At 68.4% G+C, this 21,375-nt stretch carries 17 protein-coding genes; 10 read left to right on the forward strand and 7 right to left on the reverse strand.

Annotation, left to right across the window (positions count from 1 at the left end; translation table 11 throughout):
- Positions 1 to 426 precede the first annotated feature (426 nt).
- Positions 427 to 1,638, reverse strand: coding sequence for a tyrosine--tRNA ligase (tyrS, locus tag AC5P7F_RS20250; protein WP_049441862.1), 1,212 nt, complete (start codon positions 1,636 to 1,638; stop codon positions 427 to 429).
- 167 nt (positions 1,639 to 1,805) lie between these two features.
- Here tyrS and AC5P7F_RS20255 point away from each other — a divergent pair, with 167 nt between their 5' ends.
- On the forward strand, positions 1,806 to 3,278 hold the full coding sequence (locus AC5P7F_RS20255; protein WP_032961400.1) for a M23 family metallopeptidase: 1,473 nt from the start codon (positions 1,806 to 1,808) through the stop codon (positions 3,276 to 3,278).
- Positions 3,279 to 3,344: 66 nt separating this feature from the next.
- Positions 3,345 to 4,472, forward strand: coding sequence for an anhydro-N-acetylmuramic acid kinase (locus tag AC5P7F_RS20260; RefSeq protein WP_164077653.1), 1,128 nt, complete (start codon positions 3,345 to 3,347; stop codon positions 4,470 to 4,472).
- A gap of 106 nt (positions 4,473 to 4,578) precedes the next feature.
- Here the strand turns inward: AC5P7F_RS20260 and AC5P7F_RS20265 are convergent, their stop codons facing one another.
- The 3 genes from AC5P7F_RS20265 to AC5P7F_RS20275 form a co-directional block, all read right to left on the reverse strand.
- Complete coding sequence (locus tag AC5P7F_RS20265; RefSeq protein ID WP_014645678.1) at positions 4,579 to 4,809, reverse strand: hypothetical protein; 231 nt, start codon at positions 4,807 to 4,809, stop codon at positions 4,579 to 4,581.
- A 78-nt stretch (positions 4,810 to 4,887) separates the two neighbouring features.
- On the reverse strand, positions 4,888 to 6,192 hold the full coding sequence (locus AC5P7F_RS20270; RefSeq protein WP_014645677.1) for an AmpG family muropeptide MFS transporter: 1,305 nt from the start codon (positions 6,190 to 6,192) through the stop codon (positions 4,888 to 4,890).
- Positions 6,189 to 6,989: an exodeoxyribonuclease III gene (locus AC5P7F_RS20275; protein ID WP_069118571.1), complete on the reverse strand. Its 801-nt coding sequence runs from the start codon at positions 6,987 to 6,989 to the stop codon at positions 6,189 to 6,191. The genes AC5P7F_RS20270 and AC5P7F_RS20275 overlap by 4 nt, the downstream gene beginning before the upstream one ends.
- A 162-nt stretch (positions 6,990 to 7,151) precedes the next feature.
- Between AC5P7F_RS20275 and pyrE the strand changes: the two genes are divergently transcribed.
- The 8 genes from pyrE (at position 7,152) to AC5P7F_RS20315 (ending at position 16,647) form a co-directional block, all read left to right on the forward strand.
- Positions 7,152 to 7,811: an orotate phosphoribosyltransferase gene (gene pyrE / locus AC5P7F_RS20280; RefSeq protein ID WP_032961411.1), complete on the forward strand. Its 660-nt coding sequence runs from the start codon at positions 7,152 to 7,154 to the stop codon at positions 7,809 to 7,811.
- An 18-nt stretch (positions 7,812 to 7,829) separates the two neighbouring features.
- The gene (locus AC5P7F_RS20285) at positions 7,830 to 8,492 is read left to right on the forward strand and encodes a hypothetical protein (RefSeq protein ID WP_014645674.1); all 663 of its coding nucleotides are present in this window, start codon (positions 7,830 to 7,832) and stop codon (positions 8,490 to 8,492) included.
- 220 nt (positions 8,493 to 8,712) lie between these two features.
- The gene (locus AC5P7F_RS20290; RefSeq protein WP_005407770.1) at positions 8,713 to 8,805 is read left to right on the forward strand and encodes a potassium-transporting ATPase subunit F; all 93 of its coding nucleotides are present in this window, start codon (positions 8,713 to 8,715) and stop codon (positions 8,803 to 8,805) included.
- 11 nt (positions 8,806 to 8,816) lie between these two features.
- Positions 8,817 to 10,526, forward strand: a complete 1,710-nt coding sequence (gene kdpA / locus AC5P7F_RS20295; RefSeq protein WP_014645673.1) for a potassium-transporting ATPase subunit KdpA — start codon at positions 8,817 to 8,819, stop codon at positions 10,524 to 10,526.
- 10 nt (positions 10,527 to 10,536) lie between these two features.
- Positions 10,537 to 12,594 carry a potassium-transporting ATPase subunit KdpB gene (gene kdpB, locus AC5P7F_RS20300; RefSeq protein ID WP_014645672.1) on the forward strand — a complete coding sequence of 686 codons (2,058 nt, stop codon included), beginning with the start codon at positions 10,537 to 10,539 and terminating at the stop codon, positions 12,592 to 12,594.
- Positions 12,591 to 13,241 carry a potassium-transporting ATPase subunit KdpC gene (kdpC, locus tag AC5P7F_RS20305; RefSeq protein ID WP_075076360.1) on the forward strand — a complete coding sequence of 217 codons (651 nt, stop codon included), beginning with the start codon at positions 12,591 to 12,593 and terminating at the stop codon, positions 13,239 to 13,241. The genes kdpB and kdpC overlap by 4 nt, the downstream gene beginning before the upstream one ends.
- A 51-nt stretch (positions 13,242 to 13,292) precedes the next feature.
- Positions 13,293 to 15,953: an ATP-binding protein gene (locus AC5P7F_RS20310; protein ID WP_014645670.1), complete on the forward strand. Its 2,661-nt coding sequence runs from the start codon at positions 13,293 to 13,295 to the stop codon at positions 15,951 to 15,953.
- The gene (locus tag AC5P7F_RS20315; RefSeq protein ID WP_032961423.1) at positions 15,934 to 16,647 is read left to right on the forward strand and encodes a response regulator transcription factor; all 714 of its coding nucleotides are present in this window, start codon (positions 15,934 to 15,936) and stop codon (positions 16,645 to 16,647) included. The genes AC5P7F_RS20310 and AC5P7F_RS20315 overlap by 20 nt, the downstream gene beginning before the upstream one ends.
- A gap of 474 nt (positions 16,648 to 17,121) precedes the next feature.
- Here the strand turns inward: AC5P7F_RS20315 and AC5P7F_RS20320 are convergent, their stop codons facing one another.
- From AC5P7F_RS20320 to coaBC, 3 genes are read right to left on the reverse strand one after another with little or no spacing between them, the layout of a single operon-like run.
- Positions 17,122 to 19,470 (reverse strand): phosphohexomutase domain-containing protein, encoded by a 2,349-nt coding sequence (locus AC5P7F_RS20320; RefSeq protein WP_164077654.1) that lies wholly within the window; start codon positions 19,468 to 19,470, stop codon positions 17,122 to 17,124.
- Positions 19,471 to 19,482: 12 nt separating this feature from the next.
- A complete protein-coding gene (gene dut / locus AC5P7F_RS20325; protein ID WP_014035700.1) occupies positions 19,483 to 19,956 on the reverse strand; it encodes a dUTP diphosphatase in 474 nt (157 codons plus the stop codon).
- The gene (gene coaBC, locus AC5P7F_RS20330) at positions 19,953 to 21,242 is read right to left on the reverse strand and encodes a bifunctional phosphopantothenoylcysteine decarboxylase/phosphopantothenate--cysteine ligase CoaBC (protein ID WP_014645667.1); all 1,290 of its coding nucleotides are present in this window, start codon (positions 21,240 to 21,242) and stop codon (positions 19,953 to 19,955) included. Before coaBC ends, dut begins: the two co-directional genes overlap by 4 nt.
- Positions 21,243 to 21,375: the final 133 nt, after the last annotated feature.

Here is a 21,375-nt window from a genome sequence, read left to right on the forward strand (position 1 = left end):
AAACGTCTGCAAGATGGACAATCATCCTTCCTGCAGGCGCCTTCACAAGATACCTGCGCATACTTTCAAAGATCCGGGGAAGTGGCCTCAGCGCCGTTCCCGTGTGCTGCGAAGTTTCCTTCGTAGCGAGCCGCCCATTATGCCAGACTTTTTCAGTCCGTCAACACCTTCGTTCGATCATCTCGTTCGGCGGTGGTGGGCACCCTGATGTCGCTGAAGCCCCTTGGTGGCGACCCCTGCGACGGGGGAGGAGAAGTATGGCCCCATCCACATCATTTGTGAAGGGGGTGTGGCGATTTTTTTCACCGGATGTTGCATCTGTTCATCCGTCGCGCTGCGGTAGGAACCCGCGAAGCGCAGCCAAGCGTAGGCTTGGCTCTACAAGAGCATAAGGAAGGGCCGGCTGGCGCCGGCCCTTCCCTGCTGTCAGGCAGTGACCAGGCGCACGCGGGCGAAAGTACGCTTGCCGACCTGCAGCAGGCCTTCGAAGCCCGGCTGCAGCACCTGCTGGCCATCTTCGACCACTTCACCGTCGACCTTGACCGCGCGCTCCTTGAGCTTGCGATTGGCTTCAGAGTTGCTCGGGGTCAGGCCGGCCGCCGTCAGCAGCGCAGCGATACGCAGTCCTTCGGCCGGAATCGCCACGTCCTGCAGCGGCAGCTGGGTAATGTCACCCTGCCCGGTCACCGCTGCTTCCCAGCCTGCAATGGCCTGCTCGGCCGCCGCGGCGTCGTGGAAACGGGTCGCCAGTTCACGCGCCAGGCGCAGCTTGACCACACGCGGGTTCAAGCCGCCTTTGGCCACCTGCTCGCGCAGCTGCACGGCTTCGGCCTGGCTGATGTCGAAGGACAGCAGTTCGATCCAGCGCCACATCAGGGTGTCGTCCACCTTCATGGTCTTGGTGACGATGTCGATGGCCGGCTCGCTGATGCCAATGTAGTTGCCCAGCGACTTGGACATCTTGTTGACGCCGTCCAGGCCTTCCAGCAGCGGCATGGTCAGCACCACCTGCGGCTTCTGGCCGTGGTGTTCCTGCAGGCCACGGCCCATCAGCAGGTTGAACTTCTGGTCGGTACCGCCCAGTTCGACGTCGGCCTCCAGGGCCACCGAATCGTAGCCCTGCACCAGCGGGTACAGGAATTCGTGGATGGCGATGGACTGCTGGGCGGCATAGCGCTTGGCGAAGTCGTCGCGCTCGAGCATGCGCGCCACGGTGTGCTGGCCGGCCAGGCGGATCATGTCGGCCGCGCCCATCTTGCCGAACCACTCCGAGTTGAAGCGGACTTCGGTACGGCTGCGGTCGAGCACCTTGAACACCTGTTCCTCGTAGGTACGGGCGTTGGCCAGCACGTCATCGCGGCTGAGCGGCTTGCGGGTCAGGCTCTTGCCGGACGGGTCGCCGATCATGCCGGTGAAGTCGCCGATCAGGAAAATGACCTGGTGGCCGAGGTCCTGGAACTGGCGCATCTTGTTCAGCAGCACCGTATGGCCCAGGTGCAGGTCGGGCGCGGTGGGGTCGAAGCCGGCCTTGATCCGCAGCGGACGGCCTTCCTGCAGGCGCGCACGCAGATCCTCGAGCTTGAGGATCTCGTCGGCACCACGGCCGATCAGGGCAAGGGCTTCTTCAATCGAGGACACGTGACTACTCCCGGCAACGCCGATTCTTGTGTGGGGTGTTAAAGCGAAGTTAACCCGATTGGCTTCACAAAAGCCAATGGGCACAAGGGTTTGACGCGGTTTTCTCAGGTGTCTATGGTAACCGGCGATCAGGCCCGCACTCCCAGGCCGCCAGGAAAAAACCGCCGATGCACAATTCCGAACAAGGGCGCGCACGCAAGCAGCGCTTCCAGGAACGCCTCCACGTCCTGCACGACAACACCCTGCATCGGAAGCTCAGGCAACATCTTCCCGCCGCCTTCAATGAGCGCTGGACCCGCCGCCATTGGATGCATGCCAGCCTGTTTGCGACCATCGGCGCCCTGGTGGCGACGATCGTCCCCGGTTTCTCGCACACCATCGATGCCCCCTACGCCGACAGCCACACCAGCCTGGCGCTGCCGTTGCCGCCGCTGACCATGGCCCGCCAGCAGCAGGTGCCGGGTGACAGCTGGCAGGTGCTGCGCGTGCAGCGTGGCCAGACCCTGAGCGACCTGTTCGACAAGGCTGGCATTCCGGCCACCACCCTGCACCGGGTGCTGGACCACCCCGGCGCGCGTGAGGCGTTGACCAAGCTGCGCCCGGGTGCCGAGATCGCCTTCGACATGCCGCTGTCCGGCGACCTGCGCAGCATCCGTTTCGACCGCGATGCCGACAACCGCGTGGAACTGAGCCTGGCCGGCGATGACATCAAGGAGAAAGTGACCAAGCGCGAGTCCTCCACGCGCACCGTGGTCACCAGCGGCGAGATCACCAGTTCGCTGTATGCCGCGGCCCGACGGGCCGGGCTGTCGCCGTCGGCGATCGCGACGATGACCGACGACATCTTCAAGTACGACATCGACTTCTCCAAGGACCTGCAGCCGGGCGACCGCTTCAGCGTGGTGATGGATGAAACCTGGCGCGAAGGCGAGAAGGTGGACACCAGCAAGATCCTGGCGGCGACCTTCACCACCGGTGGCAAGACCTATTCCGGCTTCCGCTTCGACCGCAACGGCAAGTCCGAGTACTACGACATCAACGGCCGTTCGCTGAAGAAGAGCTTCATCCGCATGCCGATCCCGTTCGCGCGGCTGAGTTCGACCTTCGGCGCACGCAAGCACCCGGTGCTGGGCAAGATGCGCATGCACAAGGGCGTGGACTACGCCGCGCGCACCGGCACTCCGATCATGGCCGCCGGCGATGCCCGCGTGCAGTTCGCCGGCGTGCAGCGCGGCTACGGCAACGTGGTGATCCTCGACCATGGCCGCGGCCACACCACCCTGTACGGCCACATGTCGCGCTTTGCGAACATCAGGACCGGCCAGCGCGTGGCCCAGGGCACGGTGATCGGCTATGTCGGCTCGACCGGCCTGGCGACCGGCCCGCACCTGCACTACGAATTCCGCGTCAACGGCGAGCACCGCAACCCGCTGACCGTGACCATGCCGCCGCCGGAACCGCTGAAGGGCGCCGAGCTGGTCGCCTTCCGCGCGCAGACCGCGCCGGCGATGGCGCGCATCCAGGGCATGGAGAAGCTGATCTACGCCGACGCCAGCCCGGCACCGACCAGCCGCGACGAGGCTGCGCCCGAGGTGGCCAGCGCCAAGGACAAGCAGGCGACCGGCCGCAAGCGCGGCTGAGCGTCTTGCGTTGACGAAGAAGGACGCGGCAGCCCAAGCTTGCCGCGTCCTTTTTTTATGCCTGCCATGAACACGACTGCCGACGCTGACGCCCCCCTGTACCTTGGCCTGATGTCGGGCACCAGCGCCGATGGCATCGATGCCGCGCTGGTGCAGTTCCCCGCCGGCGGTGGCTGCCGCTTCGTGCACGGCCTGACCGCCCGCTGGGAGCCGGTGCTGCGCGCGCGGCTGGTGGCGCTGGGCGAAGGTGGCCCGCTGGAGTCGCTGGAGGAACTGGGCGAACTGGACGCGCGGATCGCGATCAACTTCGCCGGGGCCGCCAATCAACTGCTGGCCGAGGCCGGCGTGGACCGCAGCCAGGTGCGCGCGATCGGCTCGCACGGCCAGACCGTGCGCCACCGCCCGCTGGCCGACCCGGCGTTCACCGTGCAGCTGGGCGACGGCAACCGCATTGCCGAACTGACCGGGATCACGACGGTATCCGACTTCCGCCGCCGCGACGTGGCGGCCGGGGGCCACGGTGCGCCGCTGATGCCGGCCTTCCACCTGGGCATGCTGGGCACCGCCGACGAAGACCGCGCGGTGCTCAACCTGGGCGGCATCGCCAATCTGACCCTGATCCCGCGCGAAGGCGCGGTGCGTGGCTTCGATACCGGCCCGGCCAATGCGCTGATGGACGCCTGGTGCCAGCGCCATACCGGCCGCACCTTCGATGCCGATGGCGCTTACGCTGCCAGTGGCACGTTGGACGAGGGCCTGCTGGCCGGCTGGCGCTCGGACCCGTGGTTCGCGCTGCCGCCGCCGAAGAGCACCGGGCGCGAACAGTTTCACCTGTCCTGGGCCGAAGCCCACATGGGGGAAGGCGAGTACGCCGCTGCCGATGTGCAGGCCACCCTGCTGGAGCTGACCGTGGCGACCGTGGCCGATGCGTTGCTGGCGCAGCAGCCGCAGACCCGGCGCCTGCTGGTCTGTGGCGGCGGTGTGCGCAACCGGCAGCTGATGAAGCGGCTGGCGGCGCGGCTGCCGGAGGTGCAGGTTGAGTCCAGCGCGGTGCATGGGCTGGACCCGGAGTACGTGGAGGCGATCGGTTTCGCCTGGCTGGCGCAGCGGACGATGGACGGGCTGGCGGGCAACCTGCCGAGCGTGACCGGGGCAACGGGCCCGCGGATCCTGGGGGCGATCCACCTGGCGTGAGGTGGGCCGTCCGCGCAGGTGAGGCGCCGTTGTAGAGCCGAGCCCTGCTCGGCTTAGCGCGGGCCGGGCCAAGAGCAGCCGAGCATGGCTCGGCTCTACAAAGGCGCTAATCGAAGCCCTGCCCTGCCGGCAGGGCCTGCAGGGCGGCAATCGCGGCGGAGAGGGCGTCCACTTCGGGATCGCCGAAGCCGGAGCGGACCTCCAGTTCACTGCTGAACAGCCCCTGCTCCAGCAAGGCGGCGCAGGTCTGTTCGTGGGTCCAGCCGCGGGCGACCGCGACCCGTCGGATGCGTTCCAGCAGCAGCGGGTCCAGGTCCCGCAGCACAACGTCGGCCATGCTCACTTCCCCGTTCGCAAGGCACCGCCCCCTCGGCGCGTCGGGGGCGATGATCCCGCAGTCCGGGCGGGCAGGCAATCAGGCGACCGGCGGCGGCCCGCGATCGGCGATCCGCGGCCACAGCCACGCCAGCAGCAGCAGGGTTGGCACCACGGTGATCGAGCTGAGGATGAAGAACGTGCTGTAGGACGTGGCTTCGACGATGTAGCCGGAGACGCCACCGACGAACTTGCCCGGCAGGTTGGCCAGCGAGACCAGCAATGCGTACTGGGTGGCGGTGAAGTTGCGGTCGGTCAGCGACGACATGAAGGCCACCAGCACGGTGCCGGCAAAGCCCTGGAACAGGTTGTCGGCACTGAGCGCGGCGTAGAACGCCCACAGCTTGCCCGGATTGTGCGCCATCAGCAGGAAGGCCAGGTTGGACAGCGCCACGCCCAGCGCGGCCACCAGCAGCATGCGGCGGAAGCCGAACGCAGCCACCGCGATGCCGCCAAGGAACGCGCCGCCGATGCCCATCCACACACCGAACAGCTTGGAGACGGTGGCGATGTCGGCCTTGTCGAACCCCGAGTCGAGATAGAACGGCCCGGCCATCACTCCGATCACCTGGTCGGGAAACTTGAACAGGCCGACGAACGCCAGCAGCACCAGCGCCAGTGCCACGCCATTGCGGCTGAAGAAGCTGGAGATGGGCTGGACGAACGCTTCGGCAATATCGATGCGGCGCTGCACGGCGGTGGCCGGGCGCTGCGGTTCGGCGCACAGCAGGGTGGTGACGATCGGCAGCAGCATCAGCGCGGCCATCGCCAGGTAGGCGACGATCCAGCCTTCGAACTGGGCCAGGTACAGCGCGCCGGCACCGGCCAGGATCAGGCCGATCCGGTAGCCCAGCGTATAGGTGGCGGCCAGCGCCGCCTGGGCGGTCTGCGGCGCGATCTCGATGCGGTAGGCATCGACGGCCGAATCCTGGGTGGCGCCGGCGAACGACGCCACCAGCACCCACATCACCAACGGCCACACGCCCTGTTCGGGCCGCACGAAGGCCAGCGCGACCAGCCCGACCAGCACCAGCACCTGCGACACCAGCAGCCAGGAGCGGCGGCGGCCGAGCCGCCCCAGCAGCGGGAAGGCGTAGCGGTCCAGCAGCGGTGCCCACAGGAACTTGAGCAGGTAGAAGAAGCTGGCCAGGCTGATCAGGCCGATGCTGCCCAGGTCCAGCCCGACGTCGCGCAGGCGCGTGGACAGGGTCTGCGAGGCGATCAGCAGGAACGGCAGGCCACTGCCGAAGCCGAGCATGGCCATGGTCAGCGCCGACGGGGTACCGAAGGCGCGCTTGATGCCGGCCCAGCCCTTGTAGCTGACCGGCGTGGCGGCCTCGGTCACAGGTCGTAGTCCACGGTGAACGGGGCGTGGTCGGAGAAGCGCTCGTCGCGGTAGATCGAGCAGCTGCGCAGTCGGTCACGCAGGCCCGGGGTGATGAACTGGTAGTCGATGCGCCAACCGACATTGTTGGCACGGGCGGCGCCGCGGTTGCTCCACCAGGTGTAGTCCTCTCCGGTGGGGTTGAGCAGGCGGTAGGCATCGGCCCACCCACGGCCGCCGGCGACATCGGTGGTCTGGCCGTGGTCGGCGCACAGCGCGTTGAGCCAGTCGCGCTCCTCCGGCAGGCAGCCGGAGTTCTTCTGGTTGGACTTCCAGTTCTTGATGTCCAGCGCCGAACGCACGATGTTCCAGTCACCGCACAGCACGTAGTCGCGGCCGCTGCGCGCCCACGCTTCGAGGATCGGCCGCAGCCATTCCATCACTTCGAACTTGAAGCCCTGGCGCAGGTCGCCCGAGCTGCCCGATGGGATATAGAAGGAAACCACGCTGAGATTGCCGTAGCGCGCCTCGATGTAGCGGCCTTCGTCGTCGAACGGCGCCCAACCCAGCGAGGTGATGACCTGGTCCGGTTCGCGCTTGCTGTAGATCGCCACGCCGCTGTAGCCCTTCTTGGTGATGGCATCGCGATAGAAGCAGTGGTGGCCGTCCGGACGGAACATCGGGTCGGTCAGCTGGTCTTCCTGGGCCTTGGTTTCCTGGATGCACAGGACGTCGGCGTCCTGGGCACGGAACCAGTCGAGGAAGCCCTTGGTCGCGGCGGAACGGATGCCATTGGCGTTGAAACTGATGATGCGCATGCGGGGGACCTGCGGCGGGAAACCGGGCAAGCATACCGGTTGCCCGCAGGGCTGCGCAGTCCGCCAGGCCGGGCCTGGACGGCTTTCACATGGCGCTGGACGAGCGCGAAACGCCCAGCTGGATTAGGATTTGTGCTCCAAATGAAGATGAATCGAGTTTTGATGAGCGACCACCGCCACCGTTTCCTGCAGCTGGCCCTGACTGCCGACGCCCTGCGCTTCGGCCAGTTCACCCTCAAGTCCGGCCGGCTGAGCCCCTATTTCTTCAACGCCGGTCGTTTCGACTCCGGTTCGCTGCTGTCGCAGCTCGGCGCCTGCTACGCCGATGCCATCGATGCCACCGGGATCAAGTACGACGTGGTGTTCGGCCCGGCCTACAAGGGCATTCCGCTGGCCACCGCGATGGCCTGCGAGCTGGCCCAGCGTGGCCGCGACCTGCCGCTGTCGTTCAACCGCAAGGAAGCCAAGGACCATGGTGAAGGCGGCCAGCTGATCGGCGCCGACCTGAATGGCAAGCGCGTGCTGATCGTCGATGACGTGATCACCGCCGGTACCGCGATCCGCGAAGCGCTGGGCATCATCCGCGCTGCCGGCGGCACCCCGGCCGGCATCGTGGTGGCACTGGACCGCCAGGAGATCGCCTCGGAAGCCGACCGTCGCTCGGCGGCACAGTCGGTGGCCGAAGAAGCCGGCATTCCGGTGATCGCCGTGGCGTCGCTGGCCGATCTCCTTGATTTCGCCTCCGGCAACCCGGAACTTGTCGGTTACCGGCAGCCGCTGGAAGCCTACCGGGCCCAGTACGGCGTCCGTTCGATCCGCTGACCGACCAGGGGAAAGGTCATGTCCCGAGTTCCTGCTGTTCTCTTTGCCGGCCTGCTGCTGGCCGTGCCGTTCACCGTGCCGGCGCAGTCGCGCGACGGCGGCAAGGTGGAGAAGAAGCTGTACTGCTGGAACGAGGGCAAGGAGCGGATCTGCAGTGATTCGCTGCCGGCCGATGCGGTCAATCACGCCCGCGAGGAGTTCAACGCGAAGAGCGGCCTGCGCAATGCGCAGGTCCAGCGCGCGTTGACCGACGAGGAGCGCGCCGCAGCCAGCACCGTGGCACAGCAGCAGCAGCTGGACCTGATGGCCGAGCAGACCCGCCAGCGCACCGAGCAGGCGATGCTGTCCACCTATGGCAGCGAGGACGACCTGCGCCGGGTGTTCGCCGAACGCCAGGAAGTGCTGGACAACAACCTGAAGACCGCCGAGTACAACGTCACCAGCCTGCGCGAATCGCTGGTGGCGCTGCTGTCGGCCGCCGGTGACCGCGAACTGGCCGGTGGCAAGGTGGCCGACAAGCAGGCCGAGGCGATCCGCCAGCGGCATATACAACTGCAGTCGCAGCAACGCCTGCAGGCCGGGTTCCTGCAGCAGCAGCAGGCGCTGAAGGCCGAGATCGACAGCACGCTGCAGCGCTATCGCGAGCTGAAGGGCGTGGCGCAGGCGAGCCAGGCGCCGTGATTCGCCTGTAGCGCCGGGCCACGCTCGGCTCCGCGTGACCTTGGGAAAGGGCAGCCGAGCATGGGCTCGGCTCTACAGCAGGCGGCGCCTGGTTACGGGTTGGCCCACGGAATTTATGCACTCTTTACGCGTCGGCCCGGTCCGGCGCGTAGTGCGTTTATGGGCGGCAGGACGACGATGACGGCCTGAGGTGGAGGGGTTCCACCAGGTCGCTATTGAAATGTCCCCCTGGCTGTCTTTGTTGTGTGGCGTGCTGGTGCTGGTCGCCGCCGCCTATCTTCTCTATGTCGTGCTGCGGCCCGAATCGTTCTAACGGAGCCGGCCATGACTGAGATGCTTGTCATTCTTGCCGCCAGCCTGCTGCTGGCGTGGCCGCTGGGCCTGTACCTGGCCCGCGTGATGCGCGGCACGCCGATGAAGGTCGACGTGCTGTTCAACTGGATCGAAAAGCCGTTGTACAAGGTGTTCGGCGTCGATCCCTCGCGCGCGATGTCCTGGCGCGGCTACGTGCTGGCCTTCGTGCTGAGCAACGTGGTGGTCGCTGTGTTGACCCAGGCGGTGTTCATGACCCAGGCCTGGTTGCCACTGAACCCGGACCAGATCCCGAACATGCGCTGGGACACCGCGCTGCACACGATGATCTCGTTCCTGACCAACACCAACCAGCAGCACTATTCGGGCCAGGCGCAGCTGTCCTACCTCTCGCAGATGACCGGCATCACCGGCCTGCAGGTGGTGACGCCGATGATGGGCCTGGCGCTGGCGGTGGCGACGCTGCGCGCGTTGTTCTCGCGTGCGCCGCAGGCTGCGGCGGCCACCGGTGCCGGCGATGACCGCCAGGTGGCGGTAGGCAACTACTACGTGGACGTGGTGCGCCTGTGCGTGCGCTTCCTGTTGCCGCTGTGCCTGGTGTGGACCCTGCTGCTGACCAGCCAGGGTGTGCCGTCGACGATGGCCGGTGGCCCGCAGGCCACGCCGATCGATGCCAGCGCCGGCATGACCGGACAGAAGCTGCCGCTGGGCCCGGTGGCGGCGATGGTCGCGGCCAAGCAGCTCGGCGCCAACGGTGGCGGCTGGTACGGCCCGAACAGCAGCTTCCCGCTGGAGAACCCGACCCCGCTGTCGAACGCGCTGGAAATCGTCGGCATCCTGCTGGTGCCGATGGCGGTGATCTTCATGATCGGCGCGTTCACCGGCCGGCGTCGCTTCGGCGCCCTGGTGTTCAGCTGCATGCTGGGCATGTCGCTGCTTTCCACCGGCGCGATGATGTGGAGCGAAGGGCATAGCGCCAGCGCCGCCACCCCGCTGCTGATGGAAGGCAAGGAGGTGCGCTTCGGCGCCGACGGCACGGCGCTGTGGGCGGCGGTGACTACCCAGGTCTCCAATGGCTCGGTGAACGGCATGCACGATTCGCTGGCGCCGCTGAGCGGTGGCATCGCGATGGTCAACATGCTGGTCAGCGCGATCTGGGGCGGCATCGGCTGTGGCCTGCAGCAGTTCATCGTCTATCTGCTGCTGGGTGTGTTCCTGGCCGGGTTGATGACCGGGCGCACGCCGGAACTGTTCGGCCGCAAGCTGGAGACGCCCCAGGTGCGCCTGCTGGCCCTGCTGGTGCTGCTGCAGCCGATCACCCTGCTGGTGTTCACTGCGATCACCCTGGCCGTGCCCGGCCTGGCCGGCACCTCCAACCCCGGCTTCCATGGCATCAGCCAGGTGTTCTACGAGTATGTCTCGGCCTACGCCAACAACGGTTCGGGCTTCGAAGGACTGGGTGACGCCACGCTGTGGTGGAACCTGAGTTGCTCGCTGGTACTGCTGCTGGGCCGCTTCCCGCTGCTGATCATTCCGCTGGTGGTGGCCGCACAGCTGGCCGCCAAGCGCCAGGCGCCGGAGTCTGCCGGCAGCCTGCAGATCGAAACCCCGACCTTCGCCCTGACCCTGGTCTCGGTGATCGTCATCCTGACCGTGCTGCAGTTCATGCCGGCGCTGGTACTCGGCCCGATCGCCGATCACCTGAGCCTGGGACTGCGCTGAGGACACCCTGATGAGTACCCAAGCAAGTTCAACCCGTAGTACCCATGCACCGCGCCCTGCCCTGCTTGATGGCGCCGGCCTGCGCCGTGCGCTGGTCGAAGCAGTGCGCAAGCTGGCGCCGATGCATCTGGTGCGCAGCCCGGTGATGGCGGTGGTGATGGCCGGCACGATCGTCGCCGCGATCGTCACCCTGACCGGCAATGCACCGCTGGGCTTCGGCCTGGCGGTAACCGCCATCCTGCTGGTGACCGTGCTGTTCGGCAATTTCGCCGAGGCAGTGGCCGAAGCGCGTGGCCGTGGCCAGGCCGCCTCGCTGCGCCGTGCCCGCCAGGACCTGGTGGCGCGCCGGCTGGCGGCGCCGCAGCCGGGCGCAGCCGAAGCCCAGGTGCCTGCCGCCGAGCTGCGCCCGGGCGACCATGTGATCGTCAGTGCCGGTGAGCTGGTGCCGGCCGATGGCGAGATCGTGCAGGGCCTGGCCACCATCAACGAAGCGGCAGTGACCGGCGAATCGGCACCGGTGCTGCGCGAGGCCGGTACCGACCGTTCCGGTGTGATCGGTGGCACCAAGGTGCTGTCCGACCAGATCATCGTGCGGGTGACCGCCGAGCCGGGCCACAGCTTCCTGGACCGCATGATCGCGCTGGTGGAAGGTGCCAATCGCCAGAAGACCCCCAACGAGATCGCGCTGACCCTGCTGCTGGCGGCGATGACGCTGACCTTCCTGGTGGTGGTGGCCACGTTGCCGGCGATCGGCGCGGCCGTGGGCGTGCAGGTCGATCCACTGCTGCTGATCGCACTGCTGGTGTGCCTGATCCCGACCACCATCGGCGGCCTGCTGCCGGCCATCGGCATCGCCGGCATGAACCGTGCGCTGGCCGCCAACGTACTGGCCAAGTCGGGCAAGGCAGTGGAAGTGGCCGGCGACGTCGACGTGCTGCTGCTGGACAAGACCGGCACCATCACCTACGGCGACCGCCAGGCCAGCCACTTCCATCCGCTGGCCGGCATCGACGCCAGCCAGCTGCGCGAGGCGGCACTGCTGTCCTCGCTGGCCGACCCGACCCCGGAAGGCAAGTCGATCGTGCGCCTGGCGCGCGAACAGGGCTGCGCCACCGCCGAGCCGGACCGTGCCGACTACCTGGCCTTCAGTGCCCAGACCCGGATGTCCGGCGTCGATCTGGAACACGGGCGGCAGATCCGCAAGGGCGCTGCCGATGCGATCCGCACCCACGTGCAGGCACTGGGCGGCAGCGTGCCGGCTGAACTGGCCGGCCGCGTCGAGCAGGTCGCGCGCAATGGCGCCACCCCGCTGGTGGTGGCCGAGGGCCGCCACGTGCTGGGCGTGATCGAGCTGTCGGACGTGGTCAAGCACGGCATGCGCGAGAAGTTCGCACAGCTGCGGGCGATGGGCATCCGCACGGTGATGATCACCGGCGACAACCCGCTGACCGCCGCCGCCATCGCTGCCGAAGCGGGCGTTGATGACTACATCGCCGAGGCCCGTCCGGAAGACAAGCTGGCACGCATCCGCCAGGAACAGGCCGGTGGCCGCCTGGTGGCGATGGTGGGCGATGGCACCAACGATGCTCCCGCGCTGGCCCAGGCCGACATCGGCCTGGCGATGAACTCCGGCACGCAGGCGGCGAAGGAGGCCGGCAACATGGTCGACCTCGATTCAGACCCGGCCAAGCTGCTGGCGGTCGTGGAAGTGGGCAAGCAGCAGCTGATCACCCGCGGTGCGCTGACCACCTTCTCGCTGGCCAACGACGTGTCCAAGTACTTCGCGATCCTGCCGGCGCTGTTTGCCGCTGCGGTTCCGGCCATGGCCGCACTGAACGTGATGCAGCTGTCGAGCCCACGCAACGCGGTGCTGGCGGCGCTGATCTTCAACGCGCTGGTGATTCCCGCGCTGATCCCGCTCGCCCTGCGTGGCGTGCGCTTCCGTCCGGCCACGGCCACCGCGCTGCTGCGCCGGAACATGCTGGTGTACGGCCTCGGCGGCGTGCTGTTGCCGTTCGCGGCGATCAAGCTGATCGACCTCTTCCTTGTCCTGGTATTCGGCGCATGAACCGTTCTGCTTCCACCTCCACCTCCCTGCCCCGCGAACCGAAGGCCGAAGCCCGCGTGGCCAGCCTGCAGGACGGCGCCGGCTGGCGCCCGGCGATCGGCCTGGGCCTGGCCACCCTGCTGCTGGCCGGCGCGGTCTACGCCGGCATCGCCACCGGTTTCGCCGGCCTGGCCTACCCCACCCAGGCCGAGGGCAGCCTGCTGCGCGATGGCAGCGGCCAGGTGCGCGGCTCGGCATGGTTGTCGCAGCCGTTCACCGGCGATGGCTACTTCCAGGCACGGCCGTCGGCGGCCAACTACGACCCGATGGCCGCGGCCGGTTCCAACCTGGCGCGCAGCAACCCGGCGCTGGCCGAGCGTGTTGCCGCCAGCACGGCGGCGGTGGCCGCGCGCGAAGGTGTCGCCCCGGCGCAGGTGCCGGCCGACCTGGTCACCCAGTCCGGCGGCGGGCTGGATCCGCAGCTGTCGCCGGCGGCGGCGCAGCTGCAGGTGGCACGCGTGGCACGTGCCCGCGGCCTGCCGGTGGAGCGCGTGCAGGCCTTGGTGCAGGCACATACTGAAGGGCGCCAGTGGGGCGTGTTCGGCCAGCCGCGGGTGAACGTGGTGACGCTGAACTTCGCGCTGGACCATGCGGCCAAGGCGCCGTGATGCCGGCCTGCATCGGCTGCGCGCACAATGGCGGCCATGACAGCGGCCCCCATGACTGATGCGCGTACCCGCCAGGCCGATGCCCTGGTGGAAGGCCTGCAACGCGAAGCCGGTGGCAAGCTGACCGTGTTCCTCGGCGCTGCGCCGGGTGTGGGCAAGACCTACACCATGCTGACCCGTGCCCAGGAGCAGCTGCGCCGCGGCGTGGACCTGGTGGTCGGGCTGGTGGAAACCCATGGCCGCGCCGAAACCCAGGCCCTGCTGGAAGGCCTGCCGCAGCTGCCGTTGAAGGACGTGGCCTATCATGGCCACGCCCTGCAGGAGATGGACCTGGATGCCGTGCTGGCACGGCATCCGGCGCTGGTGCTGGTGGACGAACTGGCCCATCGCAATGCGCCCGGCAGCCGCCATGAGCGGCGCTGGCAGGATGTGATGGAGCTGCTGGACGCCGGCATCGACGTCTGGACCACGGTCAACATCCAGCATCTGGAAAGCCTCAACGACGTGGTGATGCGCATCACCGGCGTGCGGGTCAGCGAGACCGTGCCCGATGGCGTGCTCGATCGCCTGCACGACATCGTGCTGGTGGATCTGCCGCCGCGCGAACTGATCGCGCGCCTGCAGCAGGGCAAGGTCTATGTGCCCGAACAGGCCGCGCAGGCGCTGCAGGCGTTCTTCTCGCCGGCCAACCTGACCGCCCTGCGTGAGCTGGCGATGCAGGAAGCCGCCGACCGCGTCGACAGCAGCCTGCGTGAAACCCGCGCCGCACGGGGCGAAGGCAACCTGCCGCTGCGGCGCGGCGTGCTGGTGGCCATCGATGGCGGCGGCCAGAGCGAGTACCTGGTGCGGGTGGCGCGCCGCATCGCCGAGCGCCGCGACGCACCGTGGACGGTGGTGACCGTGCAGGGCCGGCGCCAGGACGAGGCCACGCGGCGCGAGATCGATGCGGCCTTCGCCCTGGCACGGCGCCTGGGTGGCGACGCCGAACTGCTGCACGGATCGAGCATCGCCGATGCCCTGCTGGACCATGCAGCGCACAACGGCGTATCGACCCTGGTGCTGGGGCGGACCCGTGAGCGCCCGCTGGCGCGGATGTTCAACCGAACCCTGACCCAGCAGCTGATCCAGCGCGGGGCGCACTACGAGATCACCATCATCAGCACGCCGCAGGCCCGGGCGCGCTCGCGCCGCGAGGGTCTGCTGCCACCGATGCGCGGCATCAGCTACGAGCCGGTACAGGCACTGATCGCCACCGCGCTGGCCTGTGCGGTGGCTTGGCTGGCCGAACGCTGGGTCGGCATGGCCGACCTGTCGATGGTGTTCATCGTGGCAGTGGTGCTGGTGGCGGCGCGCACGCGTGCCAGCGTGGCGGTGATGGCGGCGATCCTGTGCTTCCTGGCCTACAACTTCCTGTTCATCGCGCCCCGCTTCACCTTCGCCATCGGTGCGCGCCAGGGCGTGATCACCGTGTTCCTGTTCCTGGCCGCCGCCTTGGTGGCCGGACGGCTGGCCTCGCGCCTGCGCATGCAGGTCATTGCGCTGCGTGCGGCCAACCGCCATGCACGTGCACGCCAGCAGCTGGGCCGTCAGCTGGCCAGCGCCGCCGGCAACGGCGAGGTGGCACAGGCAGGTCGGCATGCGTTGGAGCAGGCGATGGATGTGCCGGCGTGGCTGCGGATCGGCGCGGACACTGCCGCCGGTGGCCGCAGCCAACCCGGCGATACCGACCTGGCTGCCGCCGACTGGGCGCTGCGCCACGGCCAGCCCAGCGGCCGCTTCACCGACACCCTGGCCGGTGCGCAGTGGTGGTTCCTGCCATTGCTGGATGGCGAAGATCGCGCGATCGGCGTGGCCGGCCTGTACCTGCCCGGCGCACAGGCACGCCTGCTGCCCGAACAGCGGCAGCTTGCCGAAGCGATGGTCGATGACATCGCGCAGGCCGCACTGCGTACCCGGCTGGTGGCCGAACTGGAACAGGCGCATGTCAGCAACGAGACCGAGCGGTTGCGCTCGGCCCTGCTCTCTTCGGTGTCGCACGACCTGCGCTCTCCACTGGCGGCGATGATCGGTTCGGCCGACAGCCTGGCCAGTTACGGCGCGGCGATGGACACGGCCGATCGCCGTGCCCTGCTGGACACCATCCTGGTCGAAGGCGAGCGGCTGGACCGCTACATCCAGAACCTGCTGGACATGACCCGCCTTGGCCACGAAGGTCTGAAGATCAACCGTGACTGGATCGGCGTGGACGAACTGATCGGCTCGGCCGCACGGCGCCTGCAGCGCTACCAGCCCAAGGTGCGGCTGGAGCTGGACATTCCGTCCACGCTGGCGCCGATCTGGGTACACCCGGCGCTGGTCGAACAGGCCGTGTTCAACGTGATGGAGAACGCGGCCAAGTTCTCGCCGCCCGACGCCGCCGTGCAGGTGCAGGCGCGCGAACTGGACGGCCAGCTGCGCATCGACGTGATCGATGCCGGCCCCGGCATTCCCGACGACGAGCGCGCGCGCATCTTCGACATGTTCTACAGCGTCGAGCGCGGCGACCGCGGCCGCCACGGCACCGGCCTGGGCCTGACCATCTGCCAGGGCATGATCGGCGCACATGGCGGCAGCGTGCAGGCGCTGCCCGGACGCGACGGTCGCGGTACCCTGATCCGCATCACCCTGCCCCTGCTCAAGCCAGCCTCCCACGATGAGCCCGACCCCGATTGATGCCAGCGTGCCGGCCGCGCGCGTGCTGGTGATCGATGATGAAACCCAGATCCGCCGGTTCCTGGACATCAGCCTGCGCGCGCAGGGCTACCAGGTGCGGCAGGCCGCCACCGGCCAGGAAGGCCTGCAGCTGGCGGCCAGCGAGGACATGGACCTGGTGATCCTGGATATCGGCCTGCCGGACATGGAAGGCCACGAGGTACTTGAACAGCTGCGGCAGTGGAGCCAGGTGCCGGTGATCATGCTGACCGTGCGCGCCGGCGAAGCCGAGAAGGTGCGCGCACTGGATACCGGCGCCAACGACTACGTGACCAAGCCGTTCGGCACGCAGGAACTGATGGCACGGGTGCGGGCGCTGCTGCGCACGCGCAGCGTACCCAGTGATGGCACGCCACCGGTGTTCGACGACGGCCACCTGCGCGTGGACCTGGTGCGCCGCGAAGTCGCCCTGCAGGGTGAACCGGTGGCGTTGACCCGCAAGGAATACGCGTTGCTGTCGCTGCTGCTGCGCAATGCCGGGCGGGTAGTGACACAGCCGCAGATCCTGCAGGAGATCTGGGGGCCGACCCACCAGCACGATACCCATTACCTGCGCATCCTGGTCGGCAAGCTGCGGCACAAGCTGGGCGATTCGGCGCTGGATTCACGCTACCTGTTCACCGAACCGGGCGTGGGCTTGCGATTCAAGGGGTGAGGGTGTGCCGAACAACGGTCGGCACCCACCAAAGCAAATTCGGAAGAGCATCCACGCATGGCGTGGATCTCTGCTGTGTCGACCAAGGTCGACACCTACCAAGAGCAGTTCATGCGGTTCGGACAGATCGCGGGAATCTGTCGAAGGCGGGGTGGGTCCGGTTGCGGGGGCGTGAGCCGCATGGGCCCGAGGTATGCCTCGGGCGGGTTGGGCAGGACGCCCAACCCCGGTCTTGCCGTGTGCGCAGGACTGCGCACACGAGCAAGCGGCGACCGAGCTTACATGGGTGAGGGCGCTTTGCTTGCGAAGCACTGCTTCGCAAGCGCCCGAACGCCCAGCCGCCAGCGGCTGGGCCGGGCCCCGGAGGGGGACTTGCAGCGTCCCCCGTAACCGGACCCACCCCGCACCCCACGGATAGCCGGCCTTTGACGTTGACGTTGATTCGGCGGGTGCCGGGCGCCGCCCGGCCCCACCTCAGAACCCCAGCGGGGTGTCGCCCAGCACCGGCTGCAGCTGGCTGCGGAACAAGGCCTTGATGCGCTCCAGTGCGGCATCGTCGTTGCCTTCGAACCGCAGCACCAGCACCGGCGTGGTGTTGGAGGCGCGCACCAGGCCCCAGCCATCGGCGAAGTCCACGCGCAGGCCATCGATGGTCGACAGGCGGCCCCCCACATACGGGTTGTCCGGCGACTGCGCCGCCGCCACCAGCATCGCCACCAGCGCATGCGGCGTCCCGTCGGCCACCGCAACCTTCAGCTCCGGCGTGGCGACCATCTCCGGCAGTTCGCCCAGTACTTCGTCCGGGGTTTCCTCGCGCTGGGCCAGGATCTCCAGCAGGCGCGCAGCGGCGTACAGGCCGTCGTCGAAACCGAACCAGCGTTCCTTGAAGAAGAAGTGGCCGCTCATCTCACCAGCCAGCTCGGCATCGGTCTCGCGCATCTTCGCCTTCATCAGCGAATGCCCGGTCTTCCACATCAGCGGGCTGCCACCGTTGCGCAGCACATGGTCGGACAGCTTGCCGGTGCACTTGACGTCGTAGATCACCATCGCGCCCGGATTGCGCATCAGCACGTCGGCAGCGAACAGCATCAGCAGGCGGTCGGCATAGATGATCCTGCCTTCGCCGGTGACCACGCCCAACCGGTCGCCGTCGCCATCGAAGGCTACGCCGAGGTCGGCGCCGAAGCGCTTGACCGTCTGCACCAGGTCTTCCAGGTTGGCCGGCTCGCTCGGGTCGGGATGATGGTTGGGGAAGGTGCCATCGACATCGCAGTACAGCGGAATGACGTCGGCGCCGATTGCTTCCAGCAGCTGCGGGGCCAGTGCGCCGGCCACGCCATTGCCGGCATCGGCCACGACCTTCAGCGGACGGTCCAGCTGCACGTCATCGGCGATGCGCTGGATGTAGTCGGCACTGACATCGCGCTGCTGGTAGTCACCCGGCTCGGCGGACTGCACCAGGCGGCCCTCGACGATGCGCTGGTAGAGGTCGGTGATCGCATCGCCGGACAGCGTCTCGCCGCCGATCACCACCTTGAAGCCGTTGTACTCGGGCGGGTTGTGGCTGCCGGTGACCGCCACGCAGGTGCCGGTACGCAGATGGAAGGCGGCGTAGTACACGAGCGGGGTCGGCGCCAGGCCGATGTCGATCACCGCGCAGCCGGCACGGCGCAGGCCCTCGGCCAGCCCGGCCGTCAGCTCGGGTCCGGACAGGCGGCCATCGCGCCCGATCACCACCTCGCGCAGGCCCTGCTCCAGTGCCACGGTGCCGATGGCCTGGCCGATCAGCGCCGCGGTCTTCGGTGTCAGTTCGCTGCCCACCATGCCGCGGATGTCATAGGCGCGGAAGATGCTGGCGGCCAGCTCTTCGGCAGGCACCGGCGGTGGCGGCGGTGGCGTGGCATCGCCACTGCCGGTCACGGCGGCCACCGGTGGCGGCGCCTGCTGCAGGCTCTCGCTCAGGGTCGGGCCATGGTCGGCCTCGGACGCGGCGGCGCGGCGCGGCAACGGCAGCGACTTCGGCAGCCGGTCGCGCCCCACCACCAGCAACACGGCAATGAACGCCAGCAGCAACGCCACAATGGCGCTGGCCAGCGCGCCCAGGCCGAGCGGACCGGCCTCGACATTCGGCACCGACGCGACCAGCCGCAACGGCGTGCCTGCAACCGGGCGCGCCAGCGCTTCCGCGCTTTCGGCCAGGCTCGGGTCGCCCTGGGTGACCAGATCGAATGCTCCCTGGCGCAGGCCGAGGAAGCCGGCGGACGGCGCGCTGACCTGGTCGAGCGGCGACGTCAGCCGCAGCAGCGGTTGGCGGACATAGATGACGGCCGGCCCCAGGCTGCCCAGCTGCACCGGCGCGGCCAGGCCCAGGCGGTTGCCGCCGCCGTCGCGGACCACGCGCAGGCTTGGCCTGGCCTCGGCCAGCGCCGCTTCCAGCAGCGCCAGGCGGGAATACCCGAAGGTGGCCGGATCGGCATAGGCGTTGGCCAGATCGGCCGCCAGCACCTCGACCTGCTCGACCCCGGTCCAGCTCTCGCGAACGGCCAGCGCCGCCGCAGCGGCGTCGCCGGCCTGCAGCGCCTGCTGCACGCGATCATTCTTCAACTGCTGCTGCAGCTGCTGCAACTGGCCGACAGCAGCCTGCTGCAGGCCCTGCACGGCCTGGTCACGCGCCTCTTCCAGCGCCTGCCCGTTGGCCTCCTGCCGCCATTGCTGCACCGCGCTCCATCCGAACCAGCCGGCCAACAGGATCAACAGCACCCCCAGTAGAGGTGCACTGCGACCCAACGACCGTCCCCGCTGTCCTTCCCCGATGCCGCTCATCGATGTCCCCTGTCAACGCACCCCGGTATGGCCGAATCCACCCGCGCCCCGCACGCTGTCGGTGAAAGTATCCACTACCTGCAGGCTGACGCGGGCGATCGGAACCACCACCAGCTGCGCGATGCGATCGCCCGGCTCGATGGTGAAGGCCTCGCGGCCACGGTTCCAGACGCTGATCAGCAGCGGCCCCTGGTAGTCGGCATCGATCAGGCCGGTGCCGTTGCCCAGCACGATGCCATGCCGATGGCCCAGCCCGGAACGCGGCAGGATCACCGCGCACAGGTTCGGGTCGGCAATATGGATGGCCAGGCCGCTGGGCACCAGCGCGGTGTCGCCCGGCTGCAGGGTCAGCGCGGTATCCAGCGCCGCGCGCAGGTCCATGCCGGCACTGGCCTCGGTGGCATAGGCCGGCAGCGGCCAGCTGTCGCCGAAGCGCGGATCGAGCAGCTTGACCTGCAGCGGGTGGGAAGTGGATGCCTGGGTCATGCCTGGAGTCTCCGCGCGATCAGCGCCAGCAGTTGTTCGGCCAGCTCGCGCTTGGAAGTGGCCGGGAATACCTGTTCGCCGTCCTGCCAGAAGGCCGTGGCGGCATTGTTGTCGCTCTCGAAACCGCCGCCACTGATGCCGACCTGGTTGGCGATCACCAGGTCCAGGCGCTTGTCGACCAGCTTGCCGCGCGCGTATTTCTCCACGTCGTGGGTCTCGGCGGCGAAGCCGACCACCAGCTTCAGCGACTGCGTCTGTGCAGCGACTTCGGCGAGGATGTCCGGCGTGCGCACCAGTTCGATCACCAGCGACTGGCTGTCGGCGGTCTTCTTCAGCTTCTGCGCGGCGACCTGGCGCGGCGTGTAGTCGGACACCGCGGCGGCACCGATATAGATGTCGGCGGGCAGCGACTTCAGTACGGCATCGCGCATCTGCGCGGCCGAGCGCACGTCGATGCGCTGCACGCCCGGCGGCGTCGGCAGCTGTACCGGACCGCTGACCAGCACCACCTGCGCGCCCAGCGCGGCAGCAGCGGCGGCCAGGGCAAAGCCCATCTTGCCGCTGCTGCGGTTGCCGACGTAACGCACCGGATCGATGTCTTCGTAGGTCGGGCCGGCACTGATCAGCAGGCGCAGCCCCTGCAGCGCACGGGTTTCCGGCGCGGCAACCGTCGCAGCGGCGCCGCCATTGGCGGCCAGCGCGGCCACGATGTCGCCGGGTTCGGCCAGCCGGCCGGGACCGGATTCACCTTCGGCCAGCGGGCCATCGACCGGGCCGATCACCTGCGCACCACGCTGGCGCAGCAGGGCGATGTTGGCCTGGGTGGCCGGATGCAGCCACATGCGATGGTTCATCGCCGGGCAGATCGTCAGCGGTGCGGTGCTGGCCAGGCACAGGGTGCTGACCAGGTCATCGGCATGGCCCTGGGCCAGCCGGGCCAGCAGATCGGCGGTTCCCGGCGCGACCACGATGCGGTCCGCCCAGCGGGCCAGCTCGATGTGGCCCATGGCCTGTTCGGCGGCGCTGTCCCACAGCGTGGTGCGGGTCGGCTGCCCGGACAGGGCCTGGAAACTGAGGGGGGTGACGAACTGCTGGGCGCCGGCGGTCATCGCCACCTGCACCTGGGCGCCCGCATCACGCAGGCGTCGCACCAGTTCCAGGGCCTTGTAGGCCGCGATCCCGCCTCCGACGCACAACAGCAGTTTCTGGCCTTCCAGCGCGCGGCCGGGCGCGGGGGAAGCGTTGGGGGAGTCAGCCACCTGGAATTCCTGTGCAAACGAGGGCATTAGCTTACCCGATGGTCGGTAATGTCCCGGTGCACAGCGCACATAGCGGGCAGCTATCAGCAGATGGGACTTGCACCACAGCGCTTCCGGGGTTCAAGACACTGCGATTCGGAACTTTCCTATACCTGTAGGC

The sequence above is a fragment of the Stenotrophomonas sp. YJH_SMC_105-26 genome (genome assembly GCF_059368915.1).

What these genes read in the sequence shown, in the direction of transcription:
- AC5P7F_RS20260 (WP_164077653.1), top strand. Translation starts at nt 3,345, where the DNA reads ATGAACACGACTGCCGACGCTGACGCCCCCCTGTACCTTGGCCTGATG.
- AC5P7F_RS20265 (WP_014645678.1), bottom strand. Translation starts at nt 4,809, where the DNA reads ATGGCCGACGTTGTGCTGCGGGACCTGGACCCGCTGCTGCTGGAACGC.
- kdpA (WP_014645673.1), top strand. Translation starts at nt 8,817, where the DNA reads ATGACTGAGATGCTTGTCATTCTTGCCGCCAGCCTGCTGCTGGCGTGG.
- AC5P7F_RS20320 (WP_164077654.1), bottom strand. Translation starts at nt 19,470, where the DNA reads ATGAGCGGCATCGGGGAAGGACAGCGGGGACGGTCGTTGGGTCGCAGT.
- AC5P7F_RS20315 (WP_032961423.1), top strand. Translation starts at nt 15,934, where the DNA reads ATGAGCCCGACCCCGATTGATGCCAGCGTGCCGGCCGCGCGCGTGCTG.
- AC5P7F_RS20310 (WP_014645670.1), top strand. Translation starts at nt 13,293, where the DNA reads ATGACTGATGCGCGTACCCGCCAGGCCGATGCCCTGGTGGAAGGCCTG.
- AC5P7F_RS20285 (WP_014645674.1), top strand. Translation starts at nt 7,830, where the DNA reads ATGTCCCGAGTTCCTGCTGTTCTCTTTGCCGGCCTGCTGCTGGCCGTG.
- AC5P7F_RS20275 (WP_069118571.1), bottom strand. Translation starts at nt 6,989, where the DNA reads ATGCGCATCATCAGTTTCAACGCCAATGGCATCCGTTCCGCCGCGACC.
- pyrE (WP_032961411.1), top strand. Translation starts at nt 7,152, where the DNA reads ATGAGCGACCACCGCCACCGTTTCCTGCAGCTGGCCCTGACTGCCGAC.
- dut (WP_014035700.1), bottom strand. Translation starts at nt 19,956, where the DNA reads ATGACCCAGGCATCCACTTCCCACCCGCTGCAGGTCAAGCTGCTCGAT.
- coaBC (WP_014645667.1), bottom strand. Translation starts at nt 21,242, where the DNA reads ATGCCCTCGTTTGCACAGGAATTCCAGGTGGCTGACTCCCCCAACGCT.
- AC5P7F_RS20255 (WP_032961400.1), top strand. Translation starts at nt 1,806, where the DNA reads ATGCACAATTCCGAACAAGGGCGCGCACGCAAGCAGCGCTTCCAGGAA.
- kdpC (WP_075076360.1), top strand. Translation starts at nt 12,591, where the DNA reads ATGAACCGTTCTGCTTCCACCTCCACCTCCCTGCCCCGCGAACCGAAG.
- kdpB (WP_014645672.1), top strand. Translation starts at nt 10,537, where the DNA reads ATGAGTACCCAAGCAAGTTCAACCCGTAGTACCCATGCACCGCGCCCT.
- AC5P7F_RS20290 (WP_005407770.1), top strand. Translation starts at nt 8,713, where the DNA reads ATGTCCCCCTGGCTGTCTTTGTTGTGTGGCGTGCTGGTGCTGGTCGCC.